The sequence below is a fragment of the Streptomyces catenulae genome (assembly GCF_000718015.1).
In the GTDB taxonomy this organism is placed as follows: Bacteria; Actinomycetota; Actinomycetes; order Streptomycetales; family Streptomycetaceae; genus Streptomyces; species Streptomyces catenulae.
Genome location: NZ_JODY01000057.1, coordinates 1 through 19,930, shown reverse-complemented (window position 1 = coordinate 19,930; position 19,930 = coordinate 1). Strand labels below are relative to the sequence as shown.

17 protein-coding genes, 1 pseudogene and 1 riboswitch are annotated in these 19,930 nt (G+C 74.8%); of the genes and pseudogenes, 11 read left to right on the top strand and 7 right to left on the bottom strand.

Annotation, left to right across the window (positions count from 1 at the left end; all coding sequences use genetic code 11):
• Positions 1-51 precede the first annotated feature (51 nt).
• Positions 52-300 carry a hypothetical protein gene (locus tag IF23_RS31745; protein ID WP_037680306.1) on the bottom strand — a complete coding sequence of 83 codons (249 nt, stop codon included), beginning with the start codon at positions 298-300 and terminating at the stop codon, positions 52-54.
• A 506-nt stretch (positions 301-806) separates the two neighbouring features.
• Here IF23_RS31745 and IF23_RS0130125 point away from each other — a divergent pair.
• Positions 807-1,262 carry a tellurite resistance TerB family protein gene (locus IF23_RS0130125; RefSeq protein WP_030289350.1) on the top strand — a complete coding sequence of 152 codons (456 nt, stop codon included), beginning with the start codon at positions 807-809 and terminating at the stop codon, positions 1,260-1,262.
• A gap of 210 nt (positions 1,263-1,472) precedes the next feature.
• On the opposite strand, the gene IF23_RS0130120 is transcribed toward IF23_RS0130125, so the two are convergent.
• A complete protein-coding gene (locus IF23_RS0130120) occupies positions 1,473-2,048 on the bottom strand; it encodes a TerD family protein (protein ID WP_030289348.1) in 576 nt (191 codons plus the stop codon).
• Between the two features lie 419 nt (positions 2,049-2,467).
• Between IF23_RS0130120 and IF23_RS0130110 the strand changes: the two genes are divergently transcribed.
• From IF23_RS0130110 to IF23_RS0130090, 5 genes are all read left to right on the top strand, one after another.
• On the top strand, positions 2,468-2,956 hold the full coding sequence (locus IF23_RS0130110) for a BlaI/MecI/CopY family transcriptional regulator (RefSeq protein ID WP_078654363.1): 489 nt from the start codon (positions 2,468-2,470) through the stop codon (positions 2,954-2,956).
• A gap of 3 nt (positions 2,957-2,959) precedes the next feature.
• A complete protein-coding gene (locus tag IF23_RS0130105) occupies positions 2,960-3,928 on the top strand; it encodes a M56 family metallopeptidase (RefSeq protein ID WP_030289343.1) in 969 nt (322 codons plus the stop codon).
• 57 nt (positions 3,929-3,985) lie between these two features.
• A complete protein-coding gene (locus IF23_RS0130100) occupies positions 3,986-4,606 on the top strand; it encodes a sugar nucleotide-binding protein (protein ID WP_030289341.1) in 621 nt (206 codons plus the stop codon).
• A gap of 197 nt (positions 4,607-4,803) precedes the next feature.
• A complete protein-coding gene (locus IF23_RS0130095) occupies positions 4,804-5,052 on the top strand; it encodes a hypothetical protein (protein WP_245655166.1) in 249 nt (82 codons plus the stop codon).
• Positions 5,053-5,545: 493 nt separating this feature from the next.
• On the top strand, positions 5,546-6,883 hold the full coding sequence (locus IF23_RS0130090; RefSeq protein ID WP_051739996.1) for an LCP family protein: 1,338 nt from the start codon (positions 5,546-5,548) through the stop codon (positions 6,881-6,883).
• Between the two features lie 90 nt (positions 6,884-6,973).
• On the opposite strand, the gene IF23_RS0130085 is transcribed toward IF23_RS0130090, so the two are convergent.
• Positions 6,974-7,303 (bottom strand): branched-chain amino acid transporter permease, encoded by a 330-nt coding sequence (locus tag IF23_RS0130085; RefSeq protein ID WP_030289336.1) that lies wholly within the window; start codon positions 7,301-7,303, stop codon positions 6,974-6,976.
• Positions 7,296-8,045 carry an AzlC family ABC transporter permease gene (locus tag IF23_RS0130080; protein WP_030289334.1) on the bottom strand — a complete coding sequence of 250 codons (750 nt, stop codon included), beginning with the start codon at positions 8,043-8,045 and terminating at the stop codon, positions 7,296-7,298. The genes IF23_RS0130085 and IF23_RS0130080 overlap by 8 nt, the downstream gene beginning before the upstream one ends.
• A 62-nt stretch (positions 8,046-8,107) precedes the next feature.
• Here IF23_RS0130080 and IF23_RS0130075 point away from each other — a divergent pair, with 62 nt between their 5' ends.
• On the top strand, positions 8,108-8,566 hold the full coding sequence (locus tag IF23_RS0130075) for an Lrp/AsnC family transcriptional regulator (RefSeq protein WP_030289333.1): 459 nt from the start codon (positions 8,108-8,110) through the stop codon (positions 8,564-8,566).
• A 54-nt stretch (positions 8,567-8,620) separates the two neighbouring features.
• Here IF23_RS0130075 and IF23_RS0130070 read toward each other — a convergent pair whose 3' ends face one another.
• From IF23_RS0130070 to cobN, 3 genes are all read right to left on the bottom strand, one after another.
• Positions 8,621-9,166, bottom strand: a complete 546-nt coding sequence (locus IF23_RS0130070; protein WP_030289331.1) for a GNAT family N-acetyltransferase — start codon at positions 9,164-9,166, stop codon at positions 8,621-8,623.
• Positions 9,167-9,259: 93 nt separating this feature from the next.
• Positions 9,260-9,832 carry a hypothetical protein gene (locus tag IF23_RS0130065; RefSeq protein WP_030289329.1) on the bottom strand — a complete coding sequence of 191 codons (573 nt, stop codon included), beginning with the start codon at positions 9,830-9,832 and terminating at the stop codon, positions 9,260-9,262.
• Between the two features lie 203 nt (positions 9,833-10,035).
• Positions 10,036-13,644 carry a cobaltochelatase subunit CobN gene (gene cobN / locus IF23_RS0130060; RefSeq protein WP_030289327.1) on the bottom strand — a complete coding sequence of 1,203 codons (3,609 nt, stop codon included), beginning with the start codon at positions 13,642-13,644 and terminating at the stop codon, positions 10,036-10,038.
• A gap of 57 nt (positions 13,645-13,701) precedes the next feature.
• Positions 13,702-13,774, bottom strand: a riboswitch (cobalamin riboswitch).
• A 372-nt stretch (positions 13,775-14,146) separates the two neighbouring features.
• Between cobN and cobG the strand changes: the two genes are divergently transcribed.
• The 4 genes and pseudogenes from cobG to IF23_RS0130040 all read left to right on the top strand — a co-directional run.
• Positions 14,147-15,553, top strand: coding sequence for a precorrin-3B synthase (gene cobG, locus IF23_RS0130055; RefSeq protein WP_051739995.1), 1,407 nt, complete (start codon positions 14,147-14,149; stop codon positions 15,551-15,553).
• 102 nt (positions 15,554-15,655) lie between these two features.
• Complete coding sequence (locus tag IF23_RS0130050) at positions 15,656-16,282, top strand: precorrin-8X methylmutase (protein ID WP_030289325.1); 627 nt, start codon at positions 15,656-15,658, stop codon at positions 16,280-16,282.
• A complete protein-coding gene (locus IF23_RS0130045; RefSeq protein WP_037680298.1) occupies positions 16,279-17,958 on the top strand; it encodes a precorrin-2 C(20)-methyltransferase in 1,680 nt (559 codons plus the stop codon). Before IF23_RS0130050 ends, IF23_RS0130045 begins: the two co-directional genes overlap by 4 nt.
• 1,246 nt (positions 17,959-19,204) lie before the next feature.
• Positions 19,205-19,930 (top strand): annotated as a pseudogene (locus tag IF23_RS0130040) (hypothetical protein); the annotation flags it as partial.

Genomic DNA, 19,930 nt, shown 5'->3' with positions numbered 1-19,930 from the left:
GGGGTGGGCGACATGGGCCGGGGTCCGGGGGCGGTGCGGAAGGTGCCGCGGTCAGGATCCGGTGGGTCGGCCGTCGCCCCGTTCGTCGGGGGTGGGCGGCGGGGGTCCGGCGGCGTGCGGGCCGGGGCGGCTGCCGCCGCCGTGCGGCCATCGGCGCATCCGGAGGCGGAAGGAGGGTTGCAGCGTCGCGTACTTGTGCGTCGCCATCCGGCCCGCCTGCTGGGCGTTGACCCGGGCGAGGAACAGTACGCCCAGGGCGATCAGTGCCAGCAGAACGACCACGGTCAACGCGATCTGCATCGTGCTCACCTCACTCGGGCCTCATGGTCCGGGCCTTCCGGCACGGGGCCCCGGGGACCTCGGCGGAGCCGCACACGGCCCTCGTTCCGGCGGGCGGTCCCCGGTCACTCCACCGTAACCCCAACATGCCCAACTATGGGCGGAATGTCCGGAGCGAGGACCGGGGTGCGCGAGACGGCGACGGGCGGACGACCGGCGAGCGGTGGCGAGTCGGCACGCGGCGAGCGGCGCGCGGCGCGCGTCAGGCACCTCCGGCACCCCCGACTCCTCCGTCACCCCTGCCTCCCCCGCCGCCCGGACAGCGATCCCGCCGCCCGGAAAGCGATCTCGTCGACCCCGCCCCCTCCACAAACCTCTACATACCTGTAGATTTTACCTACGCATGACCAAACCGGCCGCCGGTCGGCCGGACGTGACGTGCCCGCGGCGCGGGCCGCACCGTCCGTCCGGCACGCCGTGCGGCACCGGCACACGGAACAACGGACGACGACGACCAGGAGATCCCGATGGCACTGTGGGACCGGATCAAGGATTCCGCCCAGACGATGCAGACCCAGCTCGTCGCCAAGAAGAACGACCTCAAGAGCGGCGCCTTCCGGGACGCCAGCATGGCGATGTGCGCGCTGGTGGCAGCCGCCGATGGCACGATCGACCCGTCCGAGCGGCGCCGGGTGGCGCAGCTGATCGGCACCAACGAGGTGCTGCAGAACTTCGCGGCGGACGACCTCCAGCGCCGCTTCGACGGCTACCTCGACAAGCTGACCGCCGACTTCGACTTCGGCAAGGTCGCCGTGATGCAGGAGATCGGCAAGGTGAAGAAGAAGCCGGTCGAGGCGCGTGCGGTGATCCAGATCGGCATCGTCATCGGCGGCGCGGACGGCGACTTCGACAAGACCGAGCAGGCAGTGGTCCGTGAGGCGTGCTTCGCGCTGGACATCAACCCGGGCGAGTTCGACCTCTGAAACCCCGGGGCCGGACGCCGTAAGGGATCGTCCGGCCGGGGAACCCCGTAGGGGCGGGCCCGTACGGCATCTCCCGTACGGGCCCGCCCCTACGTGCACCGCCGCGTCGACGGTGGCCGCACGCACCACCGCCCGGTCCCGTACGGAACTCCCCGTACGGGACCGGGCGGTGCGGTGGCCGGTGCTCCGGTCGGACGGCTCGGCGGCGGGTCAGACGTTCACGCCGAAGTCGGCGGCGATTCCGGCGAGACCGGAGGCGTAGCCCTGGCCTACGGCGCGGAACTTCCACTCGCCGCCGTGGCGGTACAGCTCACCGAAGACCATGGCGGTCTCGGTGGAGGCGTCCTCGCTCAGGTCGTAACGGGCCAGCTCGGCGCCGTCGAGGCGGTTGATGACGCGGATGAAGGCGTTACGGACCTGACCGAAGCTCTGGCCGCGGCTCTCCGCCTCGTGGATGGAGACCGGGAAGACGATCTTCGCGACCTCGCCGGGGACGTCGGTGAGGTTGATGTTGATCGACTCGTCGTCGCCCTCGCCCTCACCGGTGAGGTTGTCGCCGGTGTGCTGGACCGAACCGTCCGGGCTGGTCAGGTTGTTGTAGAAGACGAAGTGGCGGTCCGAGACGACCTTGCCCGCCTCGGTGCAGAGCAGGGCGCTCGCGTCCAGGTCGTAGTCGGCGCCCGTCGTCGTCCGCACGTCCCAGCCGAGGCCGACGGTGACCGCGCTCAGGCCGGGCGCCTCCTTCGACAGCGAGACGTTGCCGCCCTTGGCCAGCGAGACTCCCATGGTGTACCTCCAGGTGATGTGCCGGTCCGCGTACGGGCCGGACGCACTCGGCGCCCGGTTGCGCGGGGCGCCGCGCACGGTCCGGCGTATCGGGTTCAGAGCTATGAGGGCTATGAGGTGGACACGGCGCCGCTCCGCCGGCACCCGGGCCGACGGACAGGACAGCTGCGGCGCACGGAGCTAAAATCTACAGGACTGTAGAAGTTGGCGCGGCCCGTCGACACCGTCCCGTACGGGCTCTTCCCCACGGCGCGTTCCCTACGGGTCATCCCCCACAGGGCGTCCCGTAGGGGCCGCTCCGGGGCCCGTTCCCCGGGGCGGGCGGCGGAATCCGGCCGCGCGGTACGGACCGCGACCGCGGTCGTAAGATGCCCCGACGTCCCGGCCCCGGGACGCCCGGCACGGCGGGAGGCGACGGCATGGGCGGGAAACCCTTCGGAAGAGCGCTCGGCGCGCCCTCCGGACACGGCGGAACCGGGGGTCCCGCGGGCGCCCCCGGCGGCTACCGCGCGGGCGGCCCGGAGCGCGCCCGCCGCCGTGGGCAGGGCGAGTTGGAGGCGCAGGTCCTGACCGCGCTGCACCACGCGCCGGAACCGGTCTCCGCCGCCTGGGTGCAGGAACGACTCGGCGGCGACCTCGCGTACACAACGGTGATGACCATCCTGTCCCGGTTGCACGCCAAGAAGGCCGTCACCCGGGAGCGGTCCGGCCGCGCCTACCTCTGGACGCCCGCCGCCGACGAAGCCGGGCTCGCGGCGCTGCGGATGCGCCGGGTCCTGGACGGCGAACCGGACCGGGACGCCGTCCTGACCAGCTTCGTCTCGGCGCTCTCCGCCCATGACGAACAGGTGCTGCGCGCCCTGCTGGACGGCGCCGCCCCCGGTGGCCCGGCGCCCGACGGGGACTGACCCGTGGGGTTCTTCGTCTTCCTCCCGCTGGTCCTGCCGCTCACCGCGCTGCCGATCGCCAAACTCGCCGGTCAGCACCTCCACCCCCGCGCCTCCACCCGTCTGCTGACCCTGCTCTCCACCGTCCTCGCCGTGTGCAGCACGCTCTGCCTGGGCCTGCTGATGGTCGTCGGGACCGCACAGTTGCCCGGCAACCCGCTGCCCGACGGCTGGTCCGACCCGGAGGTGCGCGCCGCGGTGCCCCTGGCGGAGATCGCCGGGACCGCCGCCATCGTCGCGCTCGCCGCCGCGGGCGTGGCGTGCGTCGGGGCGCTGCGCCGCCACCGCCGCATCCGGGCGCGCGCCCACGACGCGCTCGCCGCGCTGCCCCCGGGCCACGACCCGGCCGTCCTCCCGGACGCGACGCCGTACGCGTACGCCGTGCCGGGCACCCCGGGGCGTCCGGGGCGGGCCGCGCGCTCCGGGCGGGTCGTGGTGTCGCAGGGGATGCTGGACAGCCTGGACGGCGCCGAGCGGCGGGCCCTGTTCGCCCACGAGCGGGCCCATCTGGACTGCCACCACCACCGCCATCTGCTGGCCGTCCGACTGGCCGGATGCCTCAACCCGCTGCTGCTGCCGCTGCGTTCGGCGGCGGCGTACGCGACGGAGCGGTGGGCCGACGAGGAGGCCGCCCGCGCCGTCGGCGACCGCCGGGTGACGGCGCACGCGGTCGGCAAGGCGGCGCTCGTGGGCCGGGCGGGCGCCCCCTATCCGGAGCTGGCGCACTTCGCCGCCGCGGAGACCGGCCCGGTGCCGCGCCGGGTGGCGGCGCTGCTCGCGCCGGTACCGCCGACCCGCAGCTGGCCGCACGCCCTGACCCCGACCGGCCTCGCCGCCCTCGTCGCCGCCGCCGGTACCGCCACCTCGGCCCTCGCCTCGTTGAACTCCACGATCGCCCTCGTCCTCATCCTCAAGGCCGCGACACCGCTGTGAGCGCGGCGGCCCGCGCGCCCTGGGAAGCCGCTTCCCCGGGGCCTACCGTGGCCGGTCATGGACCTTCTGATCGTGGGCGGCAGCGGCTTCCTGGGGCGTGAGGCGGCCCGGCAGGCGCGGGCGGCCGGACACACCGTGACGGCGACCTTCGCGACCCGCGCCGGTGACCTCCCCGGTGTCCGCCGGGCGCCCCTGGACCTCCGCCGCGGCGAGGAGATCACGCGGATGCTCGGGGAGACCCGGCCGGACGCCGTCCTCAACGCGGCGTACCGGCGGGGCGACCGGGCGGTCACCGCCGACGGGGCGATCCGCCTGGCGCGGGCGGTCACCCGGTACGGCGCCCGGCTGGTGCACGTCTCCAGTGACGCCGTCTTCTCCGGTGCCGCCGTCCACTACGACGAGTCGGCGCCGCCGGACCCGCTCACCCCCTACGGGGCGGCGAAGGCGGCGGCGGAGACGGCGATCCGGGGGTGCGCCCCGGATGCCGTCAGCCGTCACGAGTTGGGCGTTCTGATCGCCGGGCGCGAGGGGCTGGACCCCGCCGCGCTCCCGGCCGGTCGCCGCGCCGACGTCGGTCCCCCGGGGCCGCTGGACGTCCGTCTGGACAGCACCCGGACGCGGCGCACGGTCCGCACCAGGCTCCGCGGCGCCCGCACCTTCCTGCGCCGGGCGGAATGATCCTTTCCCCGAAAGCGGCAGGTCACAGGCGCATCCACCGCTCTGACGGCGGCTCCGGGGCGCGGCCCGCCCCGCCCCGGCGTACCGGGTCCGGCGGCAGTGCTCCGTACCGGCTCCCATGAAGTTCTACAACACTGTAGATATTGCCGGTACGCTGGCTCTCCACATGGCGGTAACGGGTGTTTTCGGAGGGGGAGATGGCGACGAGGTGCTCACTCCCGAGCTGGGACTGCCCGCCCCCGGACGCGGAGGTGCGATGGGTCTACCAGCCCGTCGAGGTCCACTTCCCGGACGGACACTGGGCGGTGGGCCGGATCACCGCATGGTGGACGGACGAGAACGGCGCCCAGTGGTGCCGGATGCGCACCACCCCCGGCGGCCGACCGCCCCGGTGGTTCCGGTACGACCCGGACACCATCCACCTGCTCCCCAGCTCCGGGATCTGACCCGACGGCACCGGGCGGCACCCCCGCACCCGGGGCGTGCGCACCCCGCTCCGCGCGCCCCCCGCGCGCCGCTGCTCCCGACGGCCACCGGGGTGTGTCCGGGCCGCGCACCCGCCCCGGTGCGCGCCGTCGCGCCCGCGCCCGCCCCGCCGGGCCCGCCGCCCGGACCGGCCCGACCGCCGTATCCGGCCCCCCCGCCACCGTGCGCGTTGTCCGGGACGGCTCCCCGTACCGCGCTCCCCGACGTAGCATCCGCAGAGCGAGAGGGGCCAACGGCGTGCACGACAGGCAGAGTTCCCGGGGCGGCGGGCCCCTCCGGTCAGGCGCCGCCGCGCGCCGGGACGCCCCGCCCGGCCGCGCGGCCCGCGGCGTTCCCGGCCCCCGGCGCGAACCGGCGGCCGCGCGCCGTCCCGCTCCCGGGGCCCGCCCCCGCCCGGCGGCCGTCGCCGCGGGCGCGCCGGGCCGTCCGGCCGCACCGCCCGGGAAGCTCCGGATGACCCGCCGCGGCCGCATCGTCGTCTGGGCCGGTGCCGTCCTCGCCGCGGTGCTGCTCGGCACCACCGGCGCGGGCGCCTGGATCTACCAGCACCTGGACGCCAACATCCGCGGCACCGACATCGACGACGGGCTCGGCGACCGGCCCGCCAACCTCAGCCCCGGCTCGAAGAACATCCTCGTGGTCGGCTCCGACAGCCGCGCGGGCTCCAACGCCAAGTACGGCAAGGGCCTGACGACCATGCAGTCGGACACGCTGATGGTGCTGCACCTCTCCGCCGACCGGCACTGGGCGACCGCGCTCTCCTTCCCGCGCGACTCCTGGGTGCGCATCCCCTCCTGTGTACGGGGCAACGGCAGCCGGTCGGCCCCGCACCATTTCAAGATCAACGAGGCGTTCTCGATCGGCGGGGACGGCGGCGACATCGGCAAGGCCGCCAGCTGCACGATCAAGACGGTCGAGACCGCCACCGGGCTGCGCATCGACCACTTCGCCTCGCTCGACTTCCAGGGCTTCAAGGGGATGGTCAACGCCCTGGGCGGCATAGAGGTCTGCCCCGAGCACGCCATCCACGACGTCAAGGCCCACCTCGACCTCCCGGCGGGCTGCCAGAACGTCCGCGACGAGCAGGCGCTCGGCTACGTCCGCACCCGTTACAGCGTCGGCGACGGCTCCGACCTGGGCCGTATCGGCCGTCAGCAGGAGTTCCTGAAGGCGCTCGGCACCAAGGCCCGCGCCCAGCTGACCAGCCCCGGCTCGCTCTACGACTTCCTCGACTCCGCCACCAAGTCGCTCACCACCGACAACGACCTGGCCGGGATCAAACCGCTCTACGATCTCGCCGCCACGCTCAAGGACATCCCCGCCGACCGGCTCACCTTCCTCACCGTGCCGAACTATCCGCGCGAGGCGGACGTCCCCACCGACCGCGCCAACGTCGTCTGGCAGTACCCGCAGGCAGGCGACGTCTTCAGCGATCTCGCGCACGACCGGGAGATCGACGCGGCCGCCAAGCGACGGCTGACCGCGGCCGCCGCCCACCCCGTCACCGCCGCCTCCGTCCGGGTCCGCGTCCTCAACGGCACCGGGACCCCCGGCCGCGCCGCCACCGCCGCCACCGAACTGCGCGCCCTCGGCTTCACCGTCACCACCACCGGCAACGCCCCCACCCCGGGCCCCACCTCGCTCGCCTACCCGGCCGGACTACGCGCCCAGGCCGAGGTCCTGGCCGCCCGCCTCCCCGGCCACCTCACGCCCCGGGAGGCGGCGGACGCGGTACCGGGCGAGATCACACTGACGGTCGGCGCGGACTTCCCGGCTGACGGGGACGGGTGACGCGGGATCCGTAGGGGACGTCCCTTACGGATCGTGGGTGTCCCCTACGGATCCCGTAAGGGACACCCGGCCCCGCCCGTCCGCCGGACCTCAGCCCGTGAAGACCAGACTCGCCAGCAGCGTGTGGACGGCGGTTCCGGCGAGGATGCTCAGCAGGGCGTTGCGGCGCCACAGATGCAGGCCGACGGTGACGGCGAGCGCGGTCAGCGGGGCCAGCGCGCGGGTGTGGGTGACGGGGACGTCGCGCAGGCAGTAGACCAGCAGGATCAGCATGACCCCGGCCGGCATCCGGGTGCTGAGGAACCGGACCGTACCGCTGGCGCGCAGCGGGGTGAGGGCGGCGAACGGCAGGGCCCGCAGGCCCCAGGTGACCGCCGCGGTGACGAGGACGGCGGCGACGGCGTAGCGCGTATCAGGCACGGACGGCCCTCCGCCCGGTGACGAAGTGACGGGCCAGCAGGGCGGCGGTGAACAGCGCGAAGGCGACCGGCAGCATCTCCTCCGGGAAGAGGAGCCGGGCGACCACCGCGCTGAGCAGGGCGATCACCGGCGTGGGCAGATCGCCGCGCAGGTCCCGGACCGCGTCCAGCGCGAGGACGGTGAACATCGCGGTGAGGGCGAAGTCCAGACCGGTGACGCCCGCCGGGATGAGCGAGCCGAGCAGCGCCCCGGCCACCGAACTGGCCGCCCAGTACAGGTGCAGCGAGAACTGCAACCACAGGATGCGCGGGCCGGGCCAGGAGCGGGCGCGCTCCCCGGAGGTCAGCGCGAACGCCTCGTCGCACAGGGCGAAGGTGCTGTACGTCTTCCCGAGGCGGCCGGTCACGCGGTGCAGCGGGAAGGAGAGCGCGTAGAAGACATGGCGGACGTTCACCATGAACGCGGCGACCGCGATGGAGGCGAGCGGGGTGCAGACCGTGACCAGGCCGATCAGCAGGAACTCGAACGAGCCGCCGAAGGCGACCAGCGCGGACAGCCCCGCCCACCACCAGTCCAGACCCGACTGCGTCACGAGCGCCCCGTAGGCGAGCCCGAGCGGGATGAACGCCAGACCGGCACCCGCCGAATCCTTGAACGCCGCGCGTGCCTGGGAGGTCCTCGGGGGCGGCGGTACGGGTACGGGCCGGGGTGGCGCCCCGGTGACGGCCTGGGGTATTTCCATGGCGAAATTTTAGAAAAACTTCCGCCTCATATGATTGCCGATCACCCCTGTATTCTCGGGATATGAGCAAGGAAGTACCGCTCGATGCGATCGACCGCGAAATTATCTTTCAACTGCGCCACGACGGGCGGCTCACCAACGTTGAGCTGGCCAAACGCATCGGACTGACCGCACCGCCCTGTCTGCGGCGGGTCAAGCGTCTGGAGGAGTCCGGCGTCATCAGCGGATACCGCGCCGTCATCGACCCGGAGGCCGTCGGACGCGGTCTGGAGGTCCTGATCGACGTCGAGATCTACGCGCAGGACCGCAAGAGTTTCGAGGAATTCGAGTCCATCGTGGCGTCCTTCGAAGAGGTCGTGGAATTCCGCCGCATGTACGGCCGCCCCGACTACTTCATCCGCGTCGCCGTCGCCGACCACGCCGCCTACGAAGCCTTCCTGACCGACCGTCTGAGCGGCCTGCCCGCCGTCCGCCGCCTGGAGTCCCATCTGACGATGAAGACGATCAGGACCGGTCCTTGAGGGGGCAGGGGCCCTGACGGTCGGGGGCGTGGGGCGCGCCGGGGCCCGCGGCCCTCAAGGGTTCGGGCCGGGCGCCGCAGCCGGGGACCACACGCCGCACCACTGCTCCGCGCCGTACGCATGGAACAGCCCCGCCTCGACGAACCCGAGCTTCGCCGCGAGGCGGCGGGAGCCGGTGTTGGCGGTCTGGGTGGCGAGCACCACGGGGCGGCCGGGGAGCACACCGGTGAACCAGTCGAGGACCGCCGTACACGCCTCGGTGGCGTACCCGCGTCCCCATGCCTCCGGCAGGAAGAGATAGCCGAGTTCGGCCCTCCCGGCGGCCCGGGGAAGGAGTCCTGACTCCTCGGTGAGGGTGATCTGGCCGATCATCGCTCCGTCACGTTCGACGACGAAGAGCCCGGGCCGCCGGGTGGGCGCCCCGGGCATCTCCCGCTCAAGTTCATCGCGCGGGCGCGGGCCACCGAGGTAGGTGTGCACCTCCGGCGAGGCGAGCAGGGCGAGGAACGCCGTACGGTCCCGGACCTCGGGCTCGCGGAGCACCAGCCGCTCGGTCCTGAGCGGAGCGGGCGGCCAGACGACGTCTTCCAAGAAAGCCATGGTCGGCAACGTACCGCTCCCGGAAGCCCTGTGAGGGTGCTCGGCAGGATCACGCCGACGGCCCGCCCCCCCCGTGGGCCGGGCGGGCCTTCCTCAGAGCAGCGAGGCGATCACGCATGCCCCGGCGACGCAGGCGCCGAGCGTGCACAGCACGGTGCGGGTCAGCCGGGCGCGGGGGCCGAGGGTGCACAGCGGGGCGCCGGGCGGTGGGGTGGTGCGCCAGGGGAAGGTGCCGGTGGTGAGGTAGGGAACCCAGAAGCCGGACAGCAGGATCCCCGCACCGGCGATCAGCCCTGGTTCGCCGAGGTGCTGCCGCCCCTCGGACACCCAGAACGCGGCGATGCCACGGACCGCCACCCGGTCGCCGGGCCGCAACTCTGCGTCCAGGGCAGCCTCCTCGTCCAGGAGCGTGCCGTCCTTCGCACGCACCGGGCCGAAGCAGTTCTGCCCGTGGGACCGCCCCGCCACCTCCCGGCAGCCCTGGACGGTCAGCGTGCCCGGCGTCCCGGCGTACCCGAGCGATCCGGCGACACCCGACAGCCCGAAAGCCGCCACGCCGAAGCCGGTGAGGAGCACGGCGCAGGCGAACGCCCGGCTCAGCCGGGTGAACCTGCGGCGGGGAGCCGTGGGTGCGGCCGGTGTGTGCGCCCGGGTGCGGGTCTGCATCGTGCGTCCTCGGAGGGGGAGCGGCGGTCGGCCGGGCGGGGCCGCCGGTCCGGCGCCCCCGCAGCCGAAGAATCATCAGGAAGTCTCCCTGAACTCTCCCGCACGCCAACGGCCCGCCCCCCATAGGGAGGGCGGGCCGTGGCGGCAGAATTCTCAGGAAGGGTTCCTGAAAGGTCTCGGGTCGGTCAGGGGCGGTGGAGGGGTCACTCCTCCCCCTCCAGCTCTCCCTCCGTTTCCAGGAATGCTTCGCGGAGGGCGGACAGGGTGTCCGCGTCCGGCTTCTCCCACATGCCGCGGGATTCCGCTTCCAGGAGGCGTTCGGCGATGCCGTGGAGGGCCCAGGGGTTGGCCTCCTGGAGGAAGGCGCGGTTCTCGGGGTCGAGGACGTAGGTCTGGGCGAGCTTGTCGTACATCCAGTCGGCGACGACGCCGGTGGTCGCGTCGTAGCCGAAGAGGTAGTCGACGGTGGCGGCGAGTTCGAAGGCGCCCTTGTAGCCGTGGCGGCGCATCGCCTCGATCCAGCGCGGGTTGACGACGCGGGCGCGGAAGACCCGGGAGGTCTCCTCGACGAGGGAGCGGGTGCGGATCGTCTCCGGGCGGGTGGAGTCGCCGATGTACGCCTCCGGGGCGGTGCCCTTGAGCGCCTTCACCGTGGCGACCATGCCGCCGTGGTACTGGAAGTAGTCGTCGGAGTCGGCGATGTCGTGTTCGCGGGTGTCGGTGTTCTTCGCGGCGACGGCGATGCGCTTGTACGCGGTCTCCATCTCGTCGCGCGCCGGGCGGCCCTCCAGCCCGCGGCCGTACGCGTAGCCGCCCCAGACGGTGTAGACCTCGGCGAGGTCGGCGTCGGTGCGCCAGTCGCGGGAGTCGATGAGCTGGAGCAGGCCCGCGCCGTAGGTGCCGGGGCGGGAGCCGAAGATACGGGTGGTGGCGCGGCGTTCGTCGCCGTGGGCGGCGAGGTCGGCCTGGGCGTGGGCGCGGATGTGGTTGTCGGCGGCGGGCTCGTCCAGCCCGGCGGCGAGCCGCACCGCATCGTCGAGCAGGCCGATGACGTGCGGGAACGCGTCGCGGAAGAAGCCGGAGATGCGGAGGGTGACGTCGATGCGGGGGCGGCCCAGCTCCTCCAGGGCGATCGGCTCCAGGCCGGTGACGCGGCGGGAGGCGTCGTCCCAGACGGGGCGGACGCCGAGCAGCGCGAGCGCCTCGGCGACGTCGTCCCCGGAGGTGCGCATGGCGCTGGTGCCCCAGAGGGAGAGGCCGACGGAGGTGGGCCACTCGCCGTTGTCGGCGCGGTAGCGCTCCAGGAGGGAGTCGGCGAGCGCCTGGCCGGTCTCCCAGGCGAGGCGGGACGGGACGGCCTTGGGGTCGACGGAGTAGAAGTTACGGCCGGTCGGCAGGACGTTGACCAGGCCGCGCAGCGGGGAGCCGGACGGGCCCGCGGGGACGAAGCCGCCGTTCAGGGCGTGGACGGCGTGGTCGATCTCGGCGGTGGTCCCGGCGAGGCGCGGGACGACCTCGCGGACGGCGAAGTCGAGGATCGCGGCGACCTGCTCGGGCTGCCCGGCGGCCACCTCGGCGACGGCGGACGGCGCCCAACCGGCGTCCTCCATCGCCTGGACGAGGGCGCGGGCGCGCTCCTCCGCCTCGTCGGCGGTGGTGCGGGTGGCGGCGGACTCGTCCAGGCCCAGCGCCTCGCGCAGTCCGGGGAGCGCGGACGTACCGCCCCAGATCTGGCGGGCGCGGAGGATCGCGAGGACGAGGTTGACGCGTGCCTCACCGGCGGGGGCGGCGCCCAGGACGTGCAGACCGTCGCGGATCTGGGCGTCCTTGACCTCGCAGAGCCAGCCGTCGACGTGGAGGAGGAAGTCGTCGAAGCCGTCGTCGTCGGGGCGGGCCTCCAGACCGAGGTCGTGGTCGAGCCTGGCGGCCTGGATGAGGGTCCAGATCTGCGCGCGGATCGCCGGGAGCTTCGCCGGGTCCATGGCGCTGATCTGCGCGTACTCGTCGAGGAGCTGTTCCAGGCGGGCGATGTCGCCGTACGAGTCGGCGCGCGCCATCGGCGGGACGAGGTGGTCGACGAGGGTGGCGTGGACGCGGCGCTTGGCCTGGGTGCCCTCGCCGGGGTCGTTGACGAGGAACGGGTAGATCAGCGGCAGGTCGCCGAGGGCGGCGTCCGGGCCGCAGGCGGCGGAGAGGCCCGCGTTCTTGCCGGGCAGCCACTCCAGGTTGCCGTGCTTGCCCAGGTGGATCATCGCGTCGGCGCCGAAGCCGCCGTCGTCGGCAGAAGCGGCGATCCAGCGGTAGGCGGCCAGGTAGTGGTGGGACGGCGGCAGATCGGGGTCGTGGTAGATCGCGATCGGGTTCTCGCCGAAGCCGCGCGGCGGCTGGATGAGGATCAGCAGATTGCCGCGGCGCAGGGCGGCGAGGACGATGTCGCCCTCCGGGTTGCGGGAGCGGTCGAGGAACATCTCACCGGGCGGCGGGCCCCAGTGCTCCTCGACGGAGTCGCGCAGTTCCTGGGGGAGCGTGGCGTACCAGCGCCGGTAGTCGGCGGCGGGGATACGGACAGGGTTCCTGGCGAGTTGTTCCTCGGTCAGCCACTCCTGGTCGTGGCCGCCCGCCTCGATGAGCGCGTAGATCAGCTCGTCGCCGTCGCCCGACGCCAGACCCGGGACCTCCTCGTCGCCGAAGTCGTACCCCTCCTCGCGCAGGCGGCGCAGGAGGGCGACGGCGGAGGCGGGGGTGTCGAGGCCGACGGCGTTGCCGATGCGGGAGTGCTTGGTGGGGTACGCGGAGAGGACCAGCGCCAGCTTCTTCTCCGGAGCCGGGATGTGGCGCAGCCTGGCGTGGCGGACGGCGATCCCGGCGACGCGGGCGGCGCGCTCGGGGTCGGCGGCGTACGTCGGCAGACCGTCCTCGTCGATCTCCTTGAAGGAGAACGGGACGGTGATCAGGCGGCCGTCGAACTCGGGGACGGCGATCTGGGTGGCGGCGTCCAACGGGGAGAGCCCCTCGTCGTTCTCCTCCCAGGCGGCGCGGTTACCCGTCAGGCAGAGCGCCTGGAGGATCGGCACGTCCAGGGCGGCGAGCGCGCCCGCGTCCCAGGACTCGTCGTCGCCACCGGCGGACGCCTCGGCGGGCTTGGTGCCGCCCGCGGCGAGGACGGTGGTGACGATGGCGTCGGCCGGGCGCAGCGCGTCGATCAGCTCCGGCTCGGGCGCGCGCAGCGAGGCGACGAAGAGCGGCAGCGGGCGGCCCCCGGCCTTCTCGATCTCGGTGCAGAGCGCGTCGACGAAGCCGGTGTTGCCGCTCATGTGGTGCGCGCGGTAGTAGAGCACCGGGACGAGCGGGCCGTCGATGTCCTCACGGGCCGCGGGCCGCTCCAGCTCGCCCCAGGTCGGCGCGGGCTGCGGCGGCTCGAAGCCGTGGCCGGTCAGCAGGACGGTGTCGGAGAGGAAGCGGGCGAGGCGGCCGAGGTTCTCGGGCCCGCCGTGCGCGAGGTAGGCGTGTGCCTCGGCGGCGGTGCCGACCGGGACGGTGGACGCCTCCATCAGCTGCGCGTCGGGGGCCTGTTCGCCGGTGAGGACGACGACGGGGCGGTGCTGGTCCTCGGCGAGGAGGAGGTTCAGGCCCTCCTCCCAGGCGCGGATGCCGCCGAGGAGGCGGACCACGACGAGGTCGACGCCGTCGAGCAGCGCGGGGAGTTCGGTGAGGTCGAGGCGGGCCGGGTTGGCGAGCCGGAACGGCACGGGGCCACCGGCGGCGCGGGCGCTGAGGAGATCGGTGTCGGAGGTCGACAGCAGCAGAAGCATGCGAGCGCAGAGCCTTCCTCGGGGTATCCGCGCCCCGGGTGGTTCGTTGGACGGCGGGAGTTCCTGACTCACCCGGCAGCTGCCGGGCTCACAGTGGCGGGACCGCGCCGGACTCTCACCGGGCTTCCTCCCTGAGAGCCGCCCCCGTGACCGGGAGAGCCCTCGTCGCCGTCTCCGGCGTCGGCGGGCCGGCTGACCCACCGAAGTGAATGGTAAGGGCTGGTCGGGAGGGTGGGGAGGGGGGCTCGACGGCCGATCCGGCGAGGGCCGACGGAGGGCGTGGCCTGCTGCGGGGTGCCCATAGGGGGCGGCATCGGGGCCCGTACGGGGATCGGCCCGCTCCCCGTACGGGGTCGGGATCCGGGGTCGTACGGGGGCCGGATCCGGGGCCGTACGGGACCCGGCGCGGGTCCGCTCCGGGGTGCTCGTCCGGGGGCGGGGGCGGCCGTCGGGGCGCCCGGGGCGGGGTGCCGGTCACCGTCGTCCGCCGCGGCGCGTCGGTATGCTCGCGGCCATGCCGCCCTCCCCCTCGAACCGGCCCCACGGGGCCCAGCCGCCGCTGCGCGAGCGCGGTGACGCCTGCCCGGGAGCGCTGCGGCTGCACGCGGCGGCGGACGGCGCGCTGGCCCGTGTCCGGGTGCCCGCGGGCGAGTTGACCGGACGTCAGGCGACGGCGCTGGCGGACGCGGCGGAGCGGTTCGGGGACGGCGGGATCTCCCTCACCTCGCGCGGCAACGTGGAGCTGCGCGGCCTCGGCGACGGCTGCGGCGGCGATCTGGCCGCACTGCTGGACGGGGCCGGTCTGCTGCCCTCCGTACGCCATGAACGCGTCCGAAACCTCATCGCCTCACCGCTCGCCGGAATCGACCGCCACACCCCCGCCGACGTGCGGCGCTGGGCCCGTGAGCTGGACGGACTGCTCTGCGGGGCGGAGTGGACGACGCGGCTTTCGGGGCGTTTCCTCTTCGTCCTGGACGACGGGCGCGGCGATGTGGCGTCCCTCGGCGGCGATGTGACCTTGGTCGCAGAAGCGGCGGGCCCGGGGGCCGGGGCGCCGGGTGCGGCGTCCGCGCTGCTCCTCCTCGGCGGACCCGGCGGGCCCGGCGACGGCTCCGGTCCGGCCCTTCGGATCGCGGGTGCCGATGCCGCCCGTGCCGCGCTCGGTGCCGCCCGTGCCTTCCTCGACGCGGTCGAGGCGAGCGGCAGTGGCGCCTGGCGGTTCCGGGAGCTGCCGGGGGGCGCGGCGCCGACCGCGCGCGCCGTCGGCGAGCGGCTGCGCGCCGCCGGGATCCCCGCCGCGTACGTCCCGTCCGGCGAGGTCCCGGAGAGGCCCGGGAGCGGTGCGCGCATTCCGGCGCCCGGCCTCGTCGAAGGGCCCGGCGGGCGCCGTGCGCTGAGCGTCCCGGCGCCGCTGGGGCGGCTGACCGGCGCGCAGTGGCGCCTCCTGGCCCGTACCGCCGCCGAGGGGGACGGCACGCTCCGGCTGACCCCGTGGCGCGGCGTCCTCGTCCCCGGGCTGAGCGCGCCGGTGGCCGCCGCCCGGCTGCGGGAGTGCGCGGACGCGGGCCTGGTCACCGACCCGGACTCGCCCTGGTACCGGCTCGGCGCCTGCACCGGGCGCCCCGGGTGCGCCAAGTCCCTGACCGACGTACGGACCGACGCGACCGCCGTGGCCACGGCCCTGGGGCGGGCCACCGCGCTGCCGGTGCAGTGGTCCGGCTGCGCGCGCCGCTGCGGCCATCCGCACGGCACCTGGCTCGACGTCCTGGCGACCGACGGCGGCTACGACGTGACCGTGGTCCGGCCGGGGGCGCCACCGGAGCCGCTCGCGACCGGCGCCACCGTGCGGCAGGTCGCCGACGCCGTCGCGCCCCCGGTGTCCCCGTCGGGCCCCGGGACCACGCCGTGACCGCCACCGGGACACGCACCGGTTGACGCCCCCGTTGGCGCGTACCCCCATCCAGCTTCCCGTTCCCCCACCCCACCACCGATCCACCACACCGAGGGCACCGTGTTCGACTACGAGAAGGACGGGGCGGCGATCTACCGCCAGTCCTTTGCCACCATCCGCGCCGAGGCGGACCTCGCGGGGCTGCCCGCCGACGTCAGCCGGGTCGCGGTCCGGATGATCCACGCCTGCGGCATGGTCGACCTCGTCCGCGACCTCGCCTTCTCCCCCGGCGTGGTGGCGAGCGCGCGCGCCGCGCTGCGCGCCGGTGCGCCGATCCTGTGCGACGCCAACATGGTCGCCAGCGGCGTCACCCGTAAGCGGCTGCCCGCCGACAACGAGGTGGTGTGCACCCTCGCCGACCCGTCGGTGCCCGCGCTCGCCGCCGAACTGGGCACCACCCGCAGCGCCGCCGCGCTGGAGCTGTGGCGGGACAGGCTGGACGGCGCGGTCGTCGCCGTCGGCAACGCCCCCACCGCGCTCTTCCGCCTCCTGGAGATGATCGAGGAGGGCGCGCCGCGGCCCGCCGCGGTGCTCGGCATACCCGTCGGCTTCATCGGCGCCGCCGAGTCCAAGGAGGCGCTGGCCGCCCACCCGTCGGGCCTGGAGCACCTGGTGGTGCGCGGGCGGCGCGGCGGCAGCGCCATGGCCGCGGCCGCCGTCAACGCCCTGGCGAGCGAGGAGGAATGAGCGTGCCCGAGCAGCAGTCCGGCGCCCGCACCCCGGGCCGCCTCTACGGTGTGGGGCTCGGCCCCGGAGACCCGTCCCTGATGACCGTGAGGGCCGTAGGGGTCATCGCCGAGGCCGACGTGGTGGCGTACCACAGCGCGCGCCACGGCCGGTCCATCGCGCGCGCCATCGCCGCCGACCATCTGCGCCCCGACCACATCGAGGAGGCGCTGGTCTACCCGGTCACCACGGAGTCGACCGACCACCCCGGCGGCTACCGGGGCGCCCTCGACGATTTCTACGAGGAGGCCGCGGCCCGGCTCGCCGCGCACCTGGACGCGGGCCGCACCGTCGCCGTGATCTCCGAGGGCGATCCGCTCTTCTACGGCTCGTACCAGCACATGCACAAGCGGCTGGCGCACCGTTACCCGACCGAGGTCGTCCCCGGCGTGACCTCGATCAACGCGGCCGCCGCCCGGCTGGGCAGGCCGCTGGTGGAGGCCGACGAGGTGCTGACGGTGCTGCCCGGCACGCTCCCCGAGGAGGAGCTGACGGCCCGGCTGGCCGCCACCGACTCCGCCGTCGTCATGAAGCTGGGCCGCACCTTCCCCACCGTCCACCGGGCCATGGAACGCTCCGGCCGGCTGCCGGAGGCGCGCTACGTCGAACGCGCCACGATGACCGGCGAACGGACCGGGGCACTGGCGGACGTCGACCCCGATTCCGTCCCGTACTTCGCGGTCGCGGTGGTACCGAGCCGGGTCGCGGAACGGGATGTTCCCGAGGAGGCGTCGGGGGGCGTCCCCGAGGGCGGGTCGGGGGCGCCCGGCGAGACGGCGCACGCCCCTGAGAGCGGGTCCGGGAGCGTCCCCGAGGGCATGTCCGGGGCGCCCGGCGAGACGGCGCACGCCCCCGGTGGCGCGTCGGGTGACGCGTCCGGGACCGGCTGCGGCGAGGTGGTCGTCGTCGGCACCGGACCGGCCGGACCGCTGTGGCTGACGCCCGAGTCGCGGGGGGCGCTGGCCGCCGCCGACGACCTCGTCGGCTACACCACCTACCTGGATCGGGTGCCGGTCCGCCCCGGTCAGCTGCGGCACGGCTCCGACAACAAGGTCGAGTCCGAACGCGCCGAACTCGCCCTCGACCTGGCCCGCCGTGGCCGCCGGGTCGCGGTCGTCTCCGGCGGCGACCCGGGCGTCTTCGCGATGGCCACCGCCGTCCTGGAGGTCGCCGCCGAGGAGCGCTACCGGGCCGTTCCCGTACGGGTGCTGCCCGGGGTCACCGCCGCCAACGCCGCGGCGGCCAAGGCGGGCGCCCCGCTCGGCCACGACTACGCGGTCCTCTCCCTCTCCGACCGCCTCAAGCCCTGGGAGGTCATCGCCGAACGGCTGCGCGCCGCGGCCGCCGCCGACCTCGTCCTGGCGCTCTACAACCCCGGCTCCCGCAGCCGCACCTGGCAGGTCGGCAAGGCGCGTGACCTGCTGCTGGAGCACCGTTCGCCGGACACCCCGGTGGTGCTGGGCCGCGATGTGGGCGGCCCGGAGGAGTCCGTCCGCACGGTCCGTCTCGCCGACCTCGACCCCGCCGAGGTCGACATGCGCACGATCCTGCTGATCGGCTCGTCGCAGACCCGGACGGCACCGCGCGCGGACGGCACCGCGTCCGTGTGGACGCCACGCCGGTACCCGGAGGGGTGAGTCGGGGTCCGGATCCGGGAGGATTCGGGGTCGGGCGAGGGTGAACGCGACGGGAGACGGGGGACGTTACGGACGAACGGCATCGCGGGGGAGTGCGCGGCGGCCCCGGACATCCGTACGGGCCCGCTCCCTTCGGGACGCTCCCCGCGAGGCCGGTCCGCCAAATTGACCGAACTGTCGGCTGTTGTCCACGGACGGGTGGCACATTGTTGCTGTGCGCGCCCCGCCCCGGTGCGGAAGCCACCGCTTCCGCACCGGGGAAACCACGCCCACCATGGGCAACGGCGGGGTGTGCCCTTGCCATCACGGCGCAGAACAGATGAAGTCGGAGAACCATGACCAGGTCTCACTCATGAGCCGTCGCACACGGCGCCGCCGTACCCCGGCCACCCCCTGCCCGTCCTGCGGTGGCACCGACCTCCTGTGGGAGGACGAGGGCGTCTACGGCGGCGGCGAACTCCTGTGGTGGTGCGCCGACTGCCTCCACCAGTGGCACGCGAGCGACTACCCGCGGGCCGAGGCGCCGACGCCCCCCGGCCAGGTCCCCGGGGCCGGGCACGGCCTGCCGGTCCCCGAGCAACCACCGGGCGCCGGGGCCCCGGTACCCGGCCCGTACGGGGAACCACCCGTGGCAGGGGCGACGCCCCCGGGAGCACCGGGCGGCCCCACCGTCCCCGGCCAGGCCCCGGGCACACCGAGCCGCCCCCCGTACCCGGAGGTCGCGGCAGCACCGAACCCGTACGCGCAGCCGCCCGCAGCGGGCCCGTATACGCAGGCGCCCACAGCGAATCCGTATGCACCCGCCCTGCCAGCAGCCGATACGGGCCGGATTCCGGCTCCGGGCGGGCCGGGGGCGGGGGCGGGTGCGGGGGCGGTTCCGGGGCAGGGGATGGCTCCTGGTCAGGGTTCGGGGCCGGGGCAAGGTTCGGGCCCGGGTCAGGGTTCAGGCCCGGGTCAGGATTCGAGGCCGGGCCAGGGCTCGGGCCCAGGACAGGTTTCGGGGCCGGTGCCCGTAGGGGGCGCGGGGTCGGATGCGGTTCCGGGGCAGGCCGCCCCGCGCATCCCGGTGCCGGGCCCCGCGCGGGAGGCGCCCGTCGCGGAACCGGCCGCCGTCCAAGGGGCGGCACCCGTTTCCGAGGCGGCCCCGGTGGCCGCGCCCACGGTGCGCCCGGCACTCCCTCCGGCATCGTCTCCGGCCGCGTCGGAGCCCGTGGCGGGACCGGCCCGCACGGCGGCTCCGGAGGCCATGGCGCCCACGGAGCCGGAGCACACGGCAGCGGAAGCCACGGTTCCCGCCGGAGCCCCGGTGCTCCCCGGGCCGACGGCGTCCCCGGAGGCGTCGGCGGACCCGCGCCCCGCGCCGGGCCCGTACCTCGCCCCGCCGGACCCGTCCGCCCGCCTCACCATGGCCGCCGCCCCGGCCCCCGCACCACGTCCCACCGAACCGGCCGAGCATCCCCAACCGGCCGACACCACCGGGCAGTCCGCAGCCGAGGAGACGCCCCGGCCCACCGGAGCCGCCCCGGCCACAGACGCCGACCAGCCCGCGCACACCGACCGTCCCGCAGTCGCGGAACAGACCGCCGTGGGGACGGGGCAGGCCGCCATGGGGATGGGGCAGGCCGCAGTGGAAACGGGTCAGTTCGATGCGATGGCGGGTCAGTCCGGCGCGGTGACGGGTCAGTCCGCTGCGGTGGCGGGCCAGTCCGCCGCGGGCCCGGAGCAGGCCGCCGCCTCGGGTCGAGTTGCCGTCACGGACCAGGGCGCCGCCCCGTACCAAGGCACCGTCACAGACCAGGCCGCCGCCACGAACCAGGCTGCGGCCACGGGCCAGGCCGCCGCCACGGGCCAGGCCGCCATCACGGACCAGGGCACGGCGAGCGCAGCCCAAGGCCAGGCAGGAGCCGCCCAAGGCAACGCGGGCACCGGCCAGGCACCGGTGGCAGGCGCGGAGCGCGCCGCCCTCCCGGCC